Source organism: Syntrophaceae bacterium (assembly GCA_013177825.1).
Classification (GTDB): Bacteria; Desulfobacterota; Syntrophia; order Syntrophales; family PHBD01; genus PHBD01.
This window is the reverse complement of record JABLXX010000001.1, coordinates 682,377-697,653: the sequence shown is the minus strand read 5'-3', so window position 1 is coordinate 697,653 and position 15,277 is coordinate 682,377. Positions and strand designations below refer to the sequence as shown.

16 protein-coding genes are annotated in these 15,277 nt (G+C 61.2%); 3 read left to right on the top strand and 13 right to left on the bottom strand.

Translation table 11 applies throughout. The features are described from left to right. Positions 1–237: 237 nt before the first annotated feature. From HPY65_03160 to HPY65_03125, 8 genes are all read right to left on the bottom strand, one after another. Positions 238–846 (bottom strand): TetR/AcrR family transcriptional regulator, encoded by a 609-nt coding sequence (locus HPY65_03160; GenBank protein ID NPU83463.1) that lies wholly within the window; start codon positions 844–846, stop codon positions 238–240. Between the two features lie 282 nt (positions 847–1,128). After that, positions 1,129–1,932 carry an enoyl-CoA hydratase/isomerase family protein gene (locus HPY65_03155; GenBank protein ID NPU83462.1) on the bottom strand — a complete coding sequence of 268 codons (804 nt, stop codon included), beginning with the start codon at positions 1,930–1,932 and terminating at the stop codon, positions 1,129–1,131. Positions 1,933–1,936: 4 nt separating this feature from the next. Next, positions 1,937–3,613: a long-chain fatty acid--CoA ligase gene (locus HPY65_03150; protein NPU83461.1), complete on the bottom strand. Its 1,677-nt coding sequence runs from the start codon at positions 3,611–3,613 to the stop codon at positions 1,937–1,939. 216 nt (positions 3,614–3,829) lie between these two features. Beyond that, entirely contained in the window at positions 3,830–5,497 is a 1,668-nt protein-coding gene (locus HPY65_03145) for an AMP-binding protein (protein NPU83460.1), read from the bottom strand. 149 nt (positions 5,498–5,646) lie between these two features. Beyond that, positions 5,647–7,188 (bottom strand): AMP-binding protein, encoded by a 1,542-nt coding sequence (locus HPY65_03140; protein ID NPU83459.1) that lies wholly within the window; start codon positions 7,186–7,188, stop codon positions 5,647–5,649. Positions 7,189–7,417: 229 nt separating this feature from the next. Then, positions 7,418–8,224: a crotonase/enoyl-CoA hydratase family protein gene (locus HPY65_03135; GenBank protein ID NPU83458.1), complete on the bottom strand. Its 807-nt coding sequence runs from the start codon at positions 8,222–8,224 to the stop codon at positions 7,418–7,420. A 76-nt stretch (positions 8,225–8,300) separates the two neighbouring features. Next, the gene (locus HPY65_03130; protein ID NPU83457.1) at positions 8,301–9,443 is read right to left on the bottom strand and encodes an acyl-CoA dehydrogenase; all 1,143 of its coding nucleotides are present in this window, start codon (positions 9,441–9,443) and stop codon (positions 8,301–8,303) included. A gap of 574 nt (positions 9,444–10,017) precedes the next feature. After that, positions 10,018–10,272 carry a hypothetical protein gene (locus HPY65_03125; protein ID NPU83456.1) on the bottom strand — a complete coding sequence of 85 codons (255 nt, stop codon included), beginning with the start codon at positions 10,270–10,272 and terminating at the stop codon, positions 10,018–10,020. A 132-nt stretch (positions 10,273–10,404) separates the two neighbouring features. On the opposite strand from HPY65_03125, the gene HPY65_03120 reads away from it, so the two are divergent. After that, the gene (locus HPY65_03120) at positions 10,405–11,004 is read left to right on the top strand and encodes a hypothetical protein (protein ID NPU83455.1); all 600 of its coding nucleotides are present in this window, start codon (positions 10,405–10,407) and stop codon (positions 11,002–11,004) included. A gap of 87 nt (positions 11,005–11,091) precedes the next feature. Continuing rightward, positions 11,092–11,496, top strand: a complete 405-nt coding sequence (locus HPY65_03115; GenBank protein NPU83454.1) for a cell envelope biogenesis protein OmpA — start codon at positions 11,092–11,094, stop codon at positions 11,494–11,496. Between the two features lie 16 nt (positions 11,497–11,512). On the opposite strand, the gene HPY65_03110 is transcribed toward HPY65_03115, so the two are convergent. The 4 genes from HPY65_03110 to HPY65_03095 form a co-directional block, all read right to left on the bottom strand. Then, the gene (locus HPY65_03110) at positions 11,513–12,532 is read right to left on the bottom strand and encodes an electron transfer flavoprotein subunit alpha/FixB family protein (GenBank protein NPU83453.1); all 1,020 of its coding nucleotides are present in this window, start codon (positions 12,530–12,532) and stop codon (positions 11,513–11,515) included. 25 nt (positions 12,533–12,557) lie between these two features. Continuing rightward, entirely contained in the window at positions 12,558–12,938 is a 381-nt protein-coding gene (locus tag HPY65_03105) for a hypothetical protein (GenBank protein ID NPU83452.1), read from the bottom strand. After that, positions 12,935–13,462: a molybdopterin-guanine dinucleotide biosynthesis protein B gene (mobB, locus tag HPY65_03100; protein ID NPU83451.1), complete on the bottom strand. Its 528-nt coding sequence runs from the start codon at positions 13,460–13,462 to the stop codon at positions 12,935–12,937. Before mobB ends, HPY65_03105 begins: the two co-directional genes overlap by 4 nt. A 61-nt stretch (positions 13,463–13,523) precedes the next feature. Next, positions 13,524–13,826, bottom strand: a complete 303-nt coding sequence (locus tag HPY65_03095) for a hypothetical protein (protein ID NPU83450.1) — start codon at positions 13,824–13,826, stop codon at positions 13,524–13,526. Between the two features lie 218 nt (positions 13,827–14,044). On the opposite strand from HPY65_03095, the gene HPY65_03090 reads away from it, so the two are divergent. Beyond that, positions 14,045–14,254, top strand: coding sequence for a hypothetical protein (locus HPY65_03090; GenBank protein ID NPU83449.1), 210 nt, complete (start codon positions 14,045–14,047; stop codon positions 14,252–14,254). 2 nt (positions 14,255–14,256) lie between these two features. Here HPY65_03090 and HPY65_03085 read toward each other — a convergent pair whose 3' ends face one another. Beyond that, entirely contained in the window at positions 14,257–15,255 is a 999-nt protein-coding gene (locus HPY65_03085; GenBank protein NPU83448.1) for a s-methyl-5-thioribose-1-phosphate isomerase, read from the bottom strand. Positions 15,256–15,277: the final 22 nt, after the last annotated feature.

Below are 15,277 nucleotides of genomic sequence, written 5' to 3'. Positions count from 1 at the left end.
CGATGCTTGTAAAGGATTCTTTTCTCTGCAGAAGTCGCAGGGAAGATCATCCTGCCGGTTTTGGTCCCCATTGAGGAGCTGTCAGGTTTTTATGCGGGCTCGCGCGTTCCGAGCGATGCGTTTTCCTCCTTGAGAGTCGATGATCGGCGGTCGGTACCGGCTGCCACGGAAGACATCCTGGAACGGAGTGACAGGCGGTTTTGAAGAACGGTCAGCGGGATTGGGCGGATTGGAACATCACGCCGGCTCAGAATCGCCTTTGCCCTCCCTCTGGACAAAGGCGGGGACTAAAATAAATTTCAGCACTTCCTTTACCTGGGCAATGTATGTTTCCCGGTCTATCTCCACGATGGAGCGGAAGAACACCTCGCCGGACACGAAGTTGTAGATCCCGTTTATGACCGCCAGGACCTCCAGAAGAGCCCGCGGAGTCGCCTTCTTCCGGCTCTGGATCAGGTTCATGGAACGGGCCATGTCGGCGGTAAACTCGGGAACCTGGATTTCCTGCACGGCCTCTTCCCGGGTGCGGCCGAAATAGCGATGAAGGATGAGGTTGGCGATTTCCGGGTGTTCGAACAGGTAATCCGTCATGACGTCGATCGAAATGGCCAGCCGTTCGCCCAGGGGCTTCCCGTGGATCATCCTTTCCACGTCCCGGAGGCTCTGTCCAAGGTCCTTGTTGATATCCAGGACAACCGCCTCGTACAGGCCCCTCTTGTCCCCCCAGTGATAGTGGAGGGTGGAAACGTCGATCCCCACCTCCTGGGCGATCATCCGGGTCGTGGTTCCATGGTAGCCGTAGTCGCCGAAGATCCGCCGGGCAACGGCCAGGATCCGCGCCTTCATCGATTCGGGATCCTGGCGGGCTTTGTCGAGGGCGGTCTTCATCAAATTGTTCCATCTAATGATTGAAGCATTGTAAAGCAACCTAACCAGAAACCTTCGCCCCTGTCAATTAGAAGGTTCCAGGGCCATTGTCCCGTACATGAGGCCCGCCTTCCCCGGCAGAGGTTCCCGGATCCCCGTCTCCGGAAACCGGGAACAGGCGCATTCCGGCGAAAAAAATGAAGCGCGGCCGGGCGTTTCGATCCGCCCATGGGCCGCGCATTCTTTCGATTTCGCCGCAGGTCAGGCCTTCCCGCCTCCCTTGAAGAACGGCTGAACCAGCTTGAAGAATTCGCCGGAGAAGACCATGAGCGCCTGGTTCCGGTTCTCCAGATTGACGGCCGCCTCCAGGGACGGCGCATCGATGTTCTGGTCCAGGACCCGCTTCGTCAGCTTCAGTGCCCCGACGGACTTGGCGATCATGGGCCGGGCATAGGAAAGGGCGGTCTCCAGGAGAGCCTCCCGCGACACGACCCGGTTGACCAGCCCGATCCGCTCCGCTTCGTCCGCCTTCACTTTCCTGCCCGTCAGGAGAATTTCCGACGACCGGGCAACACCGATCAGGCGGGGCAGGAAGTAGGAGGTTCCCAGTTCGCCTCCGGAGAGGCCGATGTTCGCAAAGGAGGCAATGAAGGAAGCCTCCGGCGCCGCCACCCGGACGTCGCTCGCCAGGGTCATGCAGAATCCGGCGCCCGCGGCCGGTCCGTTGACGGCGGAAATGACCGGCTGGGGAATCCGCCGGAGGCCCAGGACCAGGGAGCCGTAGCGCTCCTGGACGATCCGGAGAAAGTTTTCCGGGTCGGAAAAGGCTTGCGTATCCTTGTGGACGACTGCGTCGTTCAGATCTGCGCCGGCGCAGAATCCGCGGCCTTCCCCGGTCAGGATCAGGACCCGGATGGCGTCGTCCTTCGACAGAAGGGAAAACAGCTCTCCGAATTCGTCCAGCATCATGATGTTGACCGCATTGAGCTGTTCCGGCCGGTTCATGGTGACAAGCCCCACCCGGGGCTCGACTTCTTCAAACCTGAATGTCTCGAATTCCTTCATTTCCTCATCCTTTGGATTGTTTTTTCATCTCTTGGTCCCGGAGTTCCCGGCGCAGGATCTTTCCCACGTTGCTCTTCGGAAGTTCGCTTGTAAACTCGATGATTTTGGGAACCTTGTAGGCGGCCAGGTGCGCCTTGCAGTGGGCGATGACCTCGTCCGCCGTCATCTTCTCGCCTCCTTTCAGGACAACAAAGGCCTTGACCGTCTCCCCCCGGTAGGTGTCGGGAACACCGATGGTACAGGCCTCGAGAATCTTGTCGTGCTGGAAGAGGATCTCGTCGATGTCCTTGGGATAGATGTTGTAGCCCCCGGCGACGATCATGTCCTTTTTTCGGTCCACGATGCGGAAATACCCTTCCTCATCCATGATGCCGATGTCCCCCGTGTAAAGCCAGCCGTCGCGGATGGCCAGGGCCGTCTCGTCGGGACGCTTGTAGTACCCCGTCATCACCTGGGGGCCTTTGATGCAGATCTCGCCGGCCTCACCGGGCTTGAGAACCGTAGTGCCCTCGTCCAGGTCGACCACCTTCAGTTCCGTATTCGGAAGCGGCAGCCCGACCGTGCCCGCCTTCACCTTCCCCCCCCAGGGGGTCGCCGTGGCGAAGGCCGTGTTTTCCGTCATCCCGTAGATCTCGTAGACGTCCTTGCCGGTCAGCTTTTTCAGATCCTGCACGGTGTCGGCGGCGATGGGGGATGCCCCGGTGAAGAAGCCCTTGAGGAAGGACTTGTCCATGCTGCGGAACTCCTTGTCGGCCAGGAGCCCGACAAAGATGGAGGCCACGCCGGGCAGGAAGTTCGGCTTGTACTTCTTCACGGTCTCGATGAGGATGCCCGGCTCCGGCCGCGGGATGATCGTCGAGGTCCAGCCACTTCCGATGGTCAGGTTCTGGCTCGCGGTGTAACCTGCCGAGTGGAAGATGGGATAGGTTCCCACGATGTGCACCTCCCCGTCCTTGAGATCGGGCAGCCAGGCACGGAAGATCTGGACGACGGAGGAGAGGTTCGCATGGGTCAGCATCGCTCCCTTGGAAACACCCGTTGTTCCCCCCGTGTAGATCAGCGCACCCAGCTTGTCCCATCGGGACCGGTCCGGGACAGGATTCGAGGAGGCCTTGTCCATGAGGGTCATGAACTCGTGAACGTCTTTCCGGGGGTCCACCTTCCGGTACATGGCCTTCTTCACGAAGGGGAAGAGCTGCTTCTTCGGGAAGGGCAGGTAGTCGTTGATATGGCAGGTGATGATCGCCTCGACGCTCGTCTGCCCCTTCAGGGCAAGCGCCCGGGGCAGGAGCAGATCGAGGGTGATGAGGAACCGGGCGTCGCAGTCCTTCAACTGGTGCGCCAGTTCCTTTTCCGTGTAGAGGGGGTTGTTCATGGCCGTCACGGCCCCGAGCCGGTGGACGGCATGGCAGGCGATGATCAGTTGGGGAAGGTTGGGCAGGAGCATCCCCACCTTGTCACCCTCCTTCACGCCCAGGTCAATGAGCGCGTTGGCGAAGCGGTTCACGAGGGCGTCCAGCTCGCGGTAGGTGATCCGCCGGCCCATGTAGATGAAAGCGATGTGGTTAGGAAAATTCTTGGCCGACCGGATCAGGGCCTGCGCCGTCGTGATTTTCTGAAATTCGATCTCCGGGGGCACTCCCGGGGCATACGATTTGTGCCAGATTCTCTCAAAAGCCATTGACCCAATCCTCCTGCAAATATTTCAGGGCTGGCCGGCAAAACGGTCCTCGCAACCCGCGCTGTTTTCCGGACCGGGAAACGTCCGGGCCGCTCACAGCCGCCTCCGTGAATGGAAGCGGCAGGAGCGGAACAACCTTCATCAGGCGGCGCGAATCCGCATTCGCCTTGGCGCATGACCCCCGATTGCTTCTTGCCACTGCGGAGGAAATCCGTCTTACGAGACTTCCTGCATGCTTTTCCGGAGCTCCCGCTTGAGCACCTTGCCCACGGCGCTCATGGGCAGGGTATCCACGAATTGAATAACCTTCGGCACCTTGTAGGGCGCCACCGCCTTCTTCATGTAATCGGTAATCTTCTCCCGCATCGCCTCATCGCCTTTGCAATTCGGTTTCAGGATCACAGCGCAGGCCACGAGTTCCGAACCCGGCCTTTTCGGGTCCGGCAGGCCGATGGTCGCGGCGTTGTCGATGTCCGGATGGGCCATAAGGGCGTCGTCCACGACCCGGGTGAAGACCTTGAAGCCGGATACGCTCACCATGTCCTTCAGCCGGTCCACGATGAAGAAGTATCCGTCCTCGTCCATGACCGCCACGTCGCCTGTATAGATCCACCCGTCCCGGAGGGTATTGGCCGTTTCCTCGGGCTTGTTGTGGTATCCCAGGGAAAAGACCTGGGGGCCCCGGGCAACCATTTCCCCGGGCTCCCCGAGGGGAACTGTCATTCCGGTCTCAGGATCCACCAGCTTCACCTCCGTATCGCAGACGGGCATGCCGACGGACCCGACCTTCTTGACCCCCTTCAGCGGCAGGGCGACAATGACCGGGCTGGTCTCCGTCATGCCGCAGACCTCGATCACCTTTCCCTTCCCGACGACTTCCTCGAACTCCCGGATGTTCTCGGCCGGGAACGCCGCGGCGCCGCTGACGAAGAACCGAACCCCGGAGAAATCGAGGGCCCGGAACTCGGGCAGCTTCAACAATTCCAGGTAGATGGTGGGCACATTGACGGTCATCGTCGGGCGATAGGTCTCCATGGCCTTCACGAAGTACTGGAGGTCCCGCGGATTGGGAATGATGATGTTCGTGGATCCCATTGCCATGTTCCACATGACCATAAAATTTCCCGCCTGGTGGAACATGGGGAAGGCGGACATCGCGACGTGTTCTCCCATCGGATAGCCCAGCCAGGCGTTGAGCTGCGTCATGTGGCCGACGATGTTGTCGTTCGTGAGGAGCGCCCCTTTCGGGGGTCCCGTCGTCCCGCCCGTGTACATCATGAGGCAGGCGGCGCCCGGATCGACCTTCACATCGATCGGATCGGCCGGCATGGACCCGATGGCCTCCCTGAAGCCGAGTGTCTCGATCCCGGGGATCGGGGTCACTGGAGAAGCGGGGACATCCTGGGGCATATAGTCGAAGATGGAGGCCACCACGACAACCTTCACGCCCGTTTCGCCGACGGCCTGCTTCACGACGGGGAACAGCAGATCCGCCGTGATCAGGACCTTCGCTCCGGAATCGTTCAACTGGTAGGCAAGCTCTTCGGCGGTAAGCAGCGGGCTCACCCCCGTGAAGATGCAGCCCGCCTTCTGGGTGCCGGCGGATCCGATATAGCTGGCGGGGATGTTGGGCATGTGGAAACCGACCACGTCGCCGGGCCGGCACCCCGTTTCAATCAGAAACCGGGCGAACCGGTCGGACAGTTCGTCCAGTTCCCGGTACGTAATCTCCGTTCCCATGTAAAGGAGGGCAACCCGGGAGGGGACCTCCTGGAAGGCCTTCCGCAATGCGTCGGCGTAAGATATGGAAGGATATTCGAGTTTCTCTGGAACCGCCCTGTCATAGTTGCGCAGCCAGGGCCTCGCCGCGTATACATCATCCATGTCACTCTCCTTCACGGACCGCGCCGCACCGGATTTCCGGGGAACTGCAGATGTCCCGATTCCGCAAGAGTGCCGGTGGGACGCTCACGCCATGGGAAACCTGCGCGATCCGTCCTAAAAAAATGTTAACATTCAGAGACAGCCTCCGCTCACGTAGAGGCAAACTGCTCCACGAGGAGAAACTTCTGGACTTTTCCCGTCGGGGTCATGGGAAGATTGTCCACGAAAATGATTTTTTTCGGGGCCTTGAAATGGGCGATCCGCTCGCGGCCGAAGGCGATGAGTTCATCTTCCGTCACCTCGCGGCCGGGAAATGGGATGATGACGGCCGTCACCATCTCGCCCCAGGTGTCGTCGGGCAGGCCGATGACGGCGCACTGCAGGACCGCCGGGTGGCCCATCAGCATCTCCTCCACCTCGATCGCATACACATTCTGGCCGCCCGTGATGATCATGTCCTTCTTCCGGCCGGCCAGGTATAGAAACCCCTCTTCGTCGAAGCGTCCCAGGTCGCCGGTGTAGAACCAGCCGTCCTTGAACATATCCTTCGTCTTTTCCTCGTTCTTGTAATAACCCGCTGTGACGGCAACTCCCCGGCCGATGATCTCGCCCACTTCACCGACGGGAACGTCTTTGCCCTGAAAGTCCACGATCCGCACATCCGCCCCGAAATAAAGCGTCCCGACGGACTCGGGCTTGCGCTCCTTGTCCTTGGGCCCGATGTTGACCAGGAGGCCGGTCTCCTGAAGCCCGTAAAACTCATAGAGGTTTGGACACAGCCGTTTCTTGACCTGCTCCTGAAGCGCCACGGAAAACGGCGAGGAGCAGAAGACGAGGGCGCGCAGCGAGGAAAGGTCGTACTTTTCGACGTCCGGAAGGGCGAGAACGAAGCTTGCCATGGTGGGCACCCAATTGGAGATGGTCACCTTCTCCTGCTCGATGACCCCCAGAATCTTCGACAGGTCGAACTGGTGAATGACGTTGCGGGCCCCCGCAAAAAGCGCGCAGGCCGACCAGGCAAAGCCGACGCGTCCGTAAATCGGAAACACGGTCATGACCACGTCGTTCGGCGTCACGTCGTGCATGTAGATCATGGTCGGGCCGCCGCCGGCGTTGTTGTACTGCGAGAGCATGTAGGCCTTCGGCAGCCCCGTGGTCCCGGAGGTCAGGTTGAGGTACTGGGGATCCTCCTCGGTGATCTCCACGTCCGGCTCCTCCGGCGAGGACTTGAGGATGAGTTCTTCATAAGACACGGCAAAATCCGGAATCTCATTCCCGAAACAGACGAAACGCTTGATCGCCGGGAGCTGCGGGCGAAGTCCCTCGACAAGCGCTGTGAAGGAAGCGTCGAAAATCAGGTTTTCCGTACCGCAGAAGACCATCAGCTCGACCATCTCCTGGGGTGACAGGCGATAGTTGAGCGGCAGCCCGATGCTGCCTATCTTGCCCAGGGCAAGATAGGTCTCCACGATTTCGTGGCGGTTGTAGGAAAGGAAAGCGGTGTTGTCTCCTTTCTTGATGCCGAGTCCCAGAAGCCCGTTCGCCAGGCCGTTGATCCGCTGGTTGACCTGCCGGAAGGTGAGGCGACGGCCCGTCGTCATGCAGCTGATCGCCTCCCGGTCACCGTAGCGTACAGCGGCGACCTTCGGATAGTTACCGATCGTAAACGTTCCCGTTGCTTTTCCTGACATGTATTCCTCCTTTACAAGCCGAATGAAAAATCCTTTTCAAACCGTTCTTCCGTAATGAAGTTCTACAATCAGCAGCGAATGGGCGATATTCCCCGGTTCCTCCCGGTCGGTATCTGCGGCGCCCGGGACCGGGCCGGCCCGCCTGAAAAAGAAATAAACCGCTCCGGCCGCTCAGGCCCGTACCGGAGGGAATTCGTCTTCCTTTACTGCAACCCGGCAATGCTCCGGATCAGTCCCCGACAAAATGGGGCTTCCGCTTCTCCATGAATGCCGCCACGGCCTCCATCAAATCCTTGCTCGGCAGGATCGCAGAGTTCATCTGCGCTATGTAATCGAGCCCCGGGAAAACACCGTTGTCCCGGTTGAACAGGATGGACTCCTTGACGCCCTGCACCGTCATGGGAGGATTGGCGGCGATCTCCTCCGCCAGCGCTCGTGCCCCCTGATGGAGGGCTTCGCGGTTCTCATAAAGGCGGTTGATGTAACCGATCCGCAAGGCCTCCTCGGCGGTGAAATCCCTTCCCGTCAGGGCCAGCTCCCGGAACAGCCCCTGGCCGACAATCGTGGGGAACCGCTGCAGAGTGCCCACATCGGCCACGATCCCGATGCGCGTCTCCCGGATCGAGAAAATGGCATCCTGGGAGGCCAGGCGGATGTCGGAGGCGCTTGTCAGGTCGATGCCGCCGCCGACGCAGTGGCCGTGTACGGCGGCTATGACGGGCTTCCGGCAGCGCTCCACGGCGCTGATGCAGTCCTGGAGCCACCGGATCTTCCATCTTGTCTTCTCGCGCCCCGATGCGGACCCGTCCCCGAGGATCGCCGCCCCCTCGACCAGGTCCAGACCGGCACAGAACGTCTTCCCCTCGGCTCGGACGACAACGACCCGGACCTCCGGATCGTCGTTGAACCGCCCGAAATGCTCCGTGAGTCCGGAGAAAAAATCGAACGTCATGCAGTTCCGCTTCTCCGGCCGATCGAGGATCAGCCAGGCCACATGTCCTTCCTTTTCCACCCTGAAGGGAGCCTTTTCAGCCATCGTTCCTCCTTCCCCGGTCCATGCCGGTTCTTTCAAAGGCCGCCGTCACACCTGCGGCCGCGGTCCGCTGTCTTCCCTACAGCCCCATGAAGCGCGCGATGATGACCTTCATGATCTCGTTGGTGCCGGCGAAAATCCGGGCCGCCCGGCAGTCCCGCCAGGCGCGCGAGATCGGATATTCATCGCAGTACCCGTAGCCGCCGTGAAGCTGCATGCACCGGTCGGCCACCTTGAAGGCCAGGTCCGTCGTCCAGTACTTGGCCATGGACGTCTCGATGACGATGTTGCGGCCCTCCATGTGGTCCGCCACCAGCTTGTCGATGAAGGTCCTGCCCAGCTTGATTTCCGTCGCCATCTCCACGATCTCGAACTGATTGTGCTGGAACTTGGAGATCGGCTTCCCGAATACCGTCCGCTCGCGGCAGTAGGGGATGGTGATGTCGAGCATGTATTCCGCTCCGGCGATGGCCACGACGGAGCAGACCAGGCGCTCCTGCTGGAGCTTCTGCATCAGCTTTAAAAAGCCCGTGCCCTTTTCCCCCAGCCGGTTCTGCTTCGGAATCCGGCAGTCCGTAAAATAGAGTTCCGCCGTGTCCTGGCTGTGACAGCCGGCCTTTTTGATCCTCCTGCCCTTCTCGAAGCCCGGCGTGTCCGCCTCCACGAGATACAGGTCCACCGACGCGTGGGGGTTCTTCTCGGACGGGTCCTTGGCGGCCAGGACGCACAGGTCGCAGTTGATCCCGTTCGAGATGAACGTCTTCTGGCCGTTTATGACGACGAAGTCGCCGTCCTCCACGGCCGTTGTCTTCATGGCCGCCAGATCGCTCCCCGCGTTGGGCTCCGTCATGGCCACCGATGTGATGATGTCGCCGCTCACACAGCCGGGAAGATACTTTTGCTTCTGATCTTCCGTCGCGAACGACACGATATACGGGACGACGATGTCGCTGTGGAGCCACGTGGAGAAGCTCGACAGGTTCGCCCGGGCCAGCTCTTCGATCACAATCATCGAGTAGAGGAAATCCGCTCCCGGTCCGCCGTATTCCATGGGAACGGAAGTACCCAGGAATCCCTGCTGTCCCATCTTCAGCCAGACGCTCCGGGGAACGATGCCGGCATCTTCCCATTCTTCGGCGTGAGGTGTCAGTTCGTTCGCAACGAACCTTCGTGCCGTGTCGCGGAAGATCCCGTGCTCTTCCGTATAATTCAGAATGTCCATGATCTGTCTCCTTGGCGATATGCCGATGAATCCGAAATGGATAAATGCCGCCGCCACGGAGCCCTTTGCTGCCGGGCGGCATAAAATACATGCGGAATGCTGCGGTCGACGGCCGGGAGATGGTCCTTCCACCGGTGGCCGCCCCTGGAGATCACAGGAAATCGCTGATTGATCGAGTGACGTTTCAAGGGGTCGATGCGCGCTTCATCGCAGAGTGAACCAGTCTTGCAGGAATGGATGTCCATCTCCCGTTCCGGCGGGTTTTGTCCCCGGTTTTTCCTGATGGATGGAACAGACGCCGGATTCAGGTCTTTCCCGTCACGTCGGCAGCAGTATGGCGCGGAGGCGTGGACGACAACCTCCCGGGGAATCGCTCGTTCGGCTGTCTCACAGAAACCGTGTTGCCTGAACCGTCCAGAGAGCCCATGATCGGCATCGGAAAACTCCACCCTGATGGGCTCTGGGTGTACACGGACTTTTTTTGCAGGGCGGTTTTCATCGCATTGTTCCATCGCTATGTTCCATCCGATGGTTCCATCAAATGATTAGTACCTATCCATGCCGCCCTTTCCTGTCAAGAAAAAAATGACGGGATGCCTTCCACCCGTTTCAAGGCGGTTCGTTCTTCGGTTAACGAATCTTTAACAAAGTCGAAGGTTTTTCTGAAATCAGGTTCCGCCCGGCCGGTCGCGCCGGCACCGATGATTCTGCAGGCAAAATGGAGTGAAAAATGATAGTATTCGGCATGTTTTGTTGAGCCGTCTCCCTTCCGGACGGACGTTATCGGTTTTTTTACTACCGGTCGCCGGAGACGCGCCAGAGAAGTCATTTCCTGGATAATCCCGAACAACGGCATTGCAGGAGCCCGTAACCTCTGCTTGGTAAGACCGCCCTGTGCAAGTCACTTTCGGACGTTTCGAACGAACGGCCTTATTGGCCATCCCCGGGGAGGAACCTCATCATGCAAACAAAACGAGTCATGGTCGTCCAGGTCGCCCTCTTCCTTTTCTTCCTGTCCGGTTTTGCCGTCCCGCCATCCGCCTCGGCAGAGGGAAAAGGGAATTGGGCTGCCACCGTATACGGCGCCGTCCAGACCCACAGCGATCTCACGGGAACATTCACCAATCCCGATTTCGACAGCGCCTATCACTTCGTGGCCTTCGCCGTCTCCCGCCGGATGTGGTCGTGGACGCGCCATATCGACTGGGAGCTGGAAGGGCAGGCGGTGAAGCATTTCGGGGACCAGAACCACATGGAGTTCAATGCCCTTTTGATCGCCCGCTGGCTCACCTTTCCCTGGGACTCCTACCTGGACACGAGCTTCGCCGTCGGCAACGGCCTTTCCTACGCCACCCGCACGCCGCGGATCGAGGAGATCCAGCACGACAAGACCAGCCAGCTTCTGGATTACATGCTCTTCGAGCTGACGTTCTCCCTTCCGGAGCAGCCCCGCTGGAGCCTCGTCCTGCGCATCCATCACCGGTCGGGGGTTTACGGTCTCTTCAACGGCGTCCATGGAGCGTCAAACGCCCTCGGCGCGGGTCTGAAATATCATTTTTAAAGATAACCTGGCATGGTTCGATACAGATACAGAGACAGGCGATTCGCCTGTAATACTTCCCAAAAGAAAACGAATGCCGGTTTTTCCCTGGCGGCGGCCTTCCTGGGGCTCCTGCTGGCACTGGGGGGGTGCGCAGGCCGGCAGGGTCCGGTTCTCTATCCGAATCCTCATCTCCAGACCGTCGGGGAGGCGCAGGCGCAGAGGGACATCGAGGAGTGTGAAAGCATGGCGGATGCATACATCAGGACGAACCCGGGGGCGGACACGGCAAAGAGCACTGCGGCGGGAGGGGCCGCCGGGGCCGTTGTCGGGGGAGCCGCCGGGGCCGTCACCGGCAGCCTGGGTCGGGGTATCGGCGTGGGCGCCGCGGTCGGCGCGGCTTCGGGCCTTGTCAGGGGAGTCGCCAAAGCCTCCCGGCCGTCCCCGCTCTACAAACGGTTCGTCGACAAGTGCCTGCGGGACAGGGGATACGAGCCGCTGGGTTGGGAATGAGAAGCACTGGAGCGGCTCAAATCTTCGCCGCCTCGATGAACAGTGGGAGGAAGACCGTCAGGTCCTCGACGATTCCGTAATGGGCGACTCGGAAAATGGGAGCGTCGGGATCCCGGTTGACGGCGACGATGCAGCGGGATCCCTTCATCCCGGCCAGATGCTGGGACGTTCCGGAGATCCCGCAGGCCACGTAGAGATCCGGCGTGACCGTCCGGCCCGTGAGACCGACCTGGTACCGGTATCCCAGCCAGCCCTGATCGCAGACGGGGCGGGAAGCGCCCACGGCGGCATTCCGGAACAGGCCGGCCATGCGCCGGATCAGATCCAGGTTCTCTTCCCGTCCGATCCCCCTCCCCGCCGAGACGATGACATCCGCCTCCTCCAGGTCCGCGCCTTCCTCCTCGCCCCGCTTCTCCCCGGATAAAACGATTTTTCCCCGCCCCGGCACCGCCTTGCGGATCCGGACGAGATCCGTCGCCGCTTCTCCCCCCGTACCGACGCACATTTCTCCCGCAAAATCTCCGCCCGTCACGCCGGGCAGAACCGTCAGGACGGCGCAGGATGTCTCCGGCGCGATTTCCATCCGCATCCGCCCCCGGCAGACGGAACGGAGGAACGTCCGCCGGCCGTCCCGGAGGGCAAACACCTCCACGGCGGTGATGCAGGCGGCTCCCAGTCGGATCGCCAGGGCGGGGGCCAGATCGGCTCCGCGCGCATCATGGGCCAGAACGACATGGAGGGGATCAAGCTCCCGGAGGAGCGAGGCCAGAGCCAGGACGGCATCCTCCCCACAGGCGGGATCGAGCGCCGCCCCCCGAAGGGCGAATACGGGAAGTCCCGTTTCCGCTGCAATCATACGGGCGGCAGCTTCCGGCTCAACTCCGCACGTCACGACAGCGGTCTCCGCCGCCGGAGCGGCGGAGAGGAGCCGGGCGGCCGAGATCGTCTCGAAGGTTCCCGGAAGGGGACTTTCGCCGCTGTGCCAGACGACGGCAACGGTCTCGATATTCTTCAGGGAGGGGGATGGTTCCGTCATGGTGGTCCCGGACCTGTTCGGGAGGCTACTTCGAAAGCTTCGAGCGGAGCTTCTCTTCCTTCTTCCGCTGTTTCGCCAGGGTCTTCAGGGCTTTTTTGTCCGCCCCGGAAGCGGCGGCCGGCGTTTCCATCCCGGGAGACGGGAGAACGGACGGGCGTCCTTCCGCCCCCCTGCCCGGTCCCGGGCCATCCGGTCCTTCCGGACCGGGCAGCGTCTCCGGATCTCCTGTCATCGCAGTGGTTCCGGCAGATTCGATCCGGGCGGGCGGAGCCGCACGCTCCGACTTCCTTTTCCGGATCCTGGCCATGACCGCCTGGGCGAAACTCTTGCCGAACTGGCCGATGAATCCCGCCAGCAGCACAAGCAGAACCCACTTGAGGATGTCCCATGTGGCAATGTCCGTCACGGTGTGGCGCCTCTCAGGATGGTCCGCTCGATAAAATCGCAGAGGGCAGGGATGTCGTCCGGCCCGAACCGGGGAACCGAAGGCGGCAGGGGAGATTCCGAAACCACGGCGACACAGTGGTCGTCGGGACCGCAGAGCCGCTCGGCATGGACCTCCGGCCGGAACACCTCGATCTTGGGATGGGGATTCTTTTTGAATCCCTCCGCCAGGACCAGATCCACATCGCGGACGTAGAGGTCCCGAAGCTCGGCCATTGTGTAATCCCGGGGGGCATCCGCCACGACGGCCACCTGGTGAGGGGAGGCCACGACGGTCATGAAGGCGCCGGCGTTCCGGTGGCGCCAGCTGTCCTTCCCCTCGTGGTCCATCTGGAAGCCGTGGCGGTTGTGCTTGATCGTCGCCACTCGCCAGCCTCTCCGTACAAGTTCCGGAATCAGCCGCTCGATGAGGGTCGTCTTGCCCGTGTTGGACTTGCCGACAATGGACAGAATTGGGATTTCTCCCCTTCCCGGTGTTGTGCTCATGAGACGGCGGCTCCCGGGCCGGCTGGCCTGAAACGTCCCTCGCGGCCCTCCCGGTCCGGTTTCAAGCGGATCGGGGGCGGAAGGGAGAAAAGATGTATTCCTTGTCCTGGACGGCAAAGGCGACCCGCTCCTCCTCGTTGGCCATGATCCTGCCCTCGATGATCCGCTTGCAGCCGAAATCGTAGAAGGTAATCTGGTGAGTCGGAATCCGGTCTTCCGGCATGCCCGGGAAAGACCGGGTCTTTTCCTCCACCGACAGTTCCCGGACGGTGAGTTTCTGGCACCGCTCCCGGCTCTCCTCTTCTCCCAGGCGGATCTGGACCAGGTAATTGCCGTGAAACGAGATGGGCATCCGGATTTTCATCGGTTCTCCCTCCTCTGTCAGGTTGGAATTTCTTATCATATGCCGGATGAAATGTCATGGCGGGGATGGGGCGCGGGGGCCGATTTATCATGCAGTCCGCCTTCTTTTGTGCTATCGTCCCCGCATTCATGGGTGATTCCGCCCGTCCGCTCTTCCGTCATGCTACCCGCCCATGATCCCGCCGCCGGACGGATTCGCTTCAGGAGAGGAGAACTCGAATGGATCTTGGCGATCTGGTCCTGGTAGATGATCCCCGTCACCCCCTGAACGGCTGCCAGGGGAAGATCGTGGGCAGGAGAGGTCTGAGGATTCCCGATGACCTGTGGATGCTTGTTTACGTCCCTTCCCGGATGCGGAGTTTTCTGATCCCCCGGTCCATGCTGAAGATGGAGGAGCGCAACGACGTTCCGCCACGGACGCTCCAGTAGGCTCACCCCTTCCAGGTCTCGATCCCGCGGCTGGTAACAATGCCCGTCACCAGTTCCCGCGGCGTCAGGTCGAAGGCCGGGTAATACCCGTTTACGTCCTCCCCGGTAATGGGAATCCCCCGGAACGTCAGAACCTCGGTGGGGTCCCGCTCCTCGATGGGGATGTCTTCCCCCCGGGCCGTCCGGCGATCCGGCCCGCCGTAGGCAAGCACCCAGAAAGGAATACAATACCGATCCGCGCAGATGGCCAGCTGCAGGGTCCCAACCTTGTTGGCCACCGTTCCGTCGAGGGCCACCCGGTCGGCGGCGGTGAAGACCTTCTGCACCATCCCCCGGGACATGCAGTGGGCCGCCATGTTGTCGGTGATGAGCGTGACGGGGATGCCCATCTGGCTGATCGACCAGGCAGTCAGGCGCGCGCCCTGCAGGTAGGGCCTGGTCTCCGTGCAGAGGACCCGGATGTCCTTCCCTTTTTCCCGGGCGAACCGCAGCATGTAAAGGAGGGCGCCCCCGGCAAAGCAGTGGGTCAGGATCGCCTCCCGGTCGGCCAGGAGCTTCTCGGCGTGACGCCCCGTGTCTTCGGAGATCCGCCGCTGCCGGTCCAGGACACTTTGTAAAAATGAAAGGATTTTCTCCGCCGGAGGAGGTCCGTCCGGGTTTTCCGCCAGCTTTCCCAGGAGCCGGTCGAGCAGAGCCGCCAAGTGATAGCCAGTCGGCCGGGTCGCCTTCAGCCGCGCCGCCGCCTTATCCAGAAAAGCCCTGCTGTCCCGATCGCCCCTTCGTTCCGTCTCCCGGGCAGCCAGGTACAGCCCGTATCCGGCGGTAACGGCGATGTCTCCGGCCCCCTGGACGACCATGTCCTCGATGGCCCGGGCCACCGCTTCATGATCAGGGCATGACACCCGGACGATCTCCCGGGGAAGCCGTCGCCGGTCCACCAGGACGAGGCGATCCCCTTCAAGATAGACGTTGTTTTCCAGGTGCAGCAGCAGGGGTTCCATGTCCTCGAAAAACGTCCCTGTG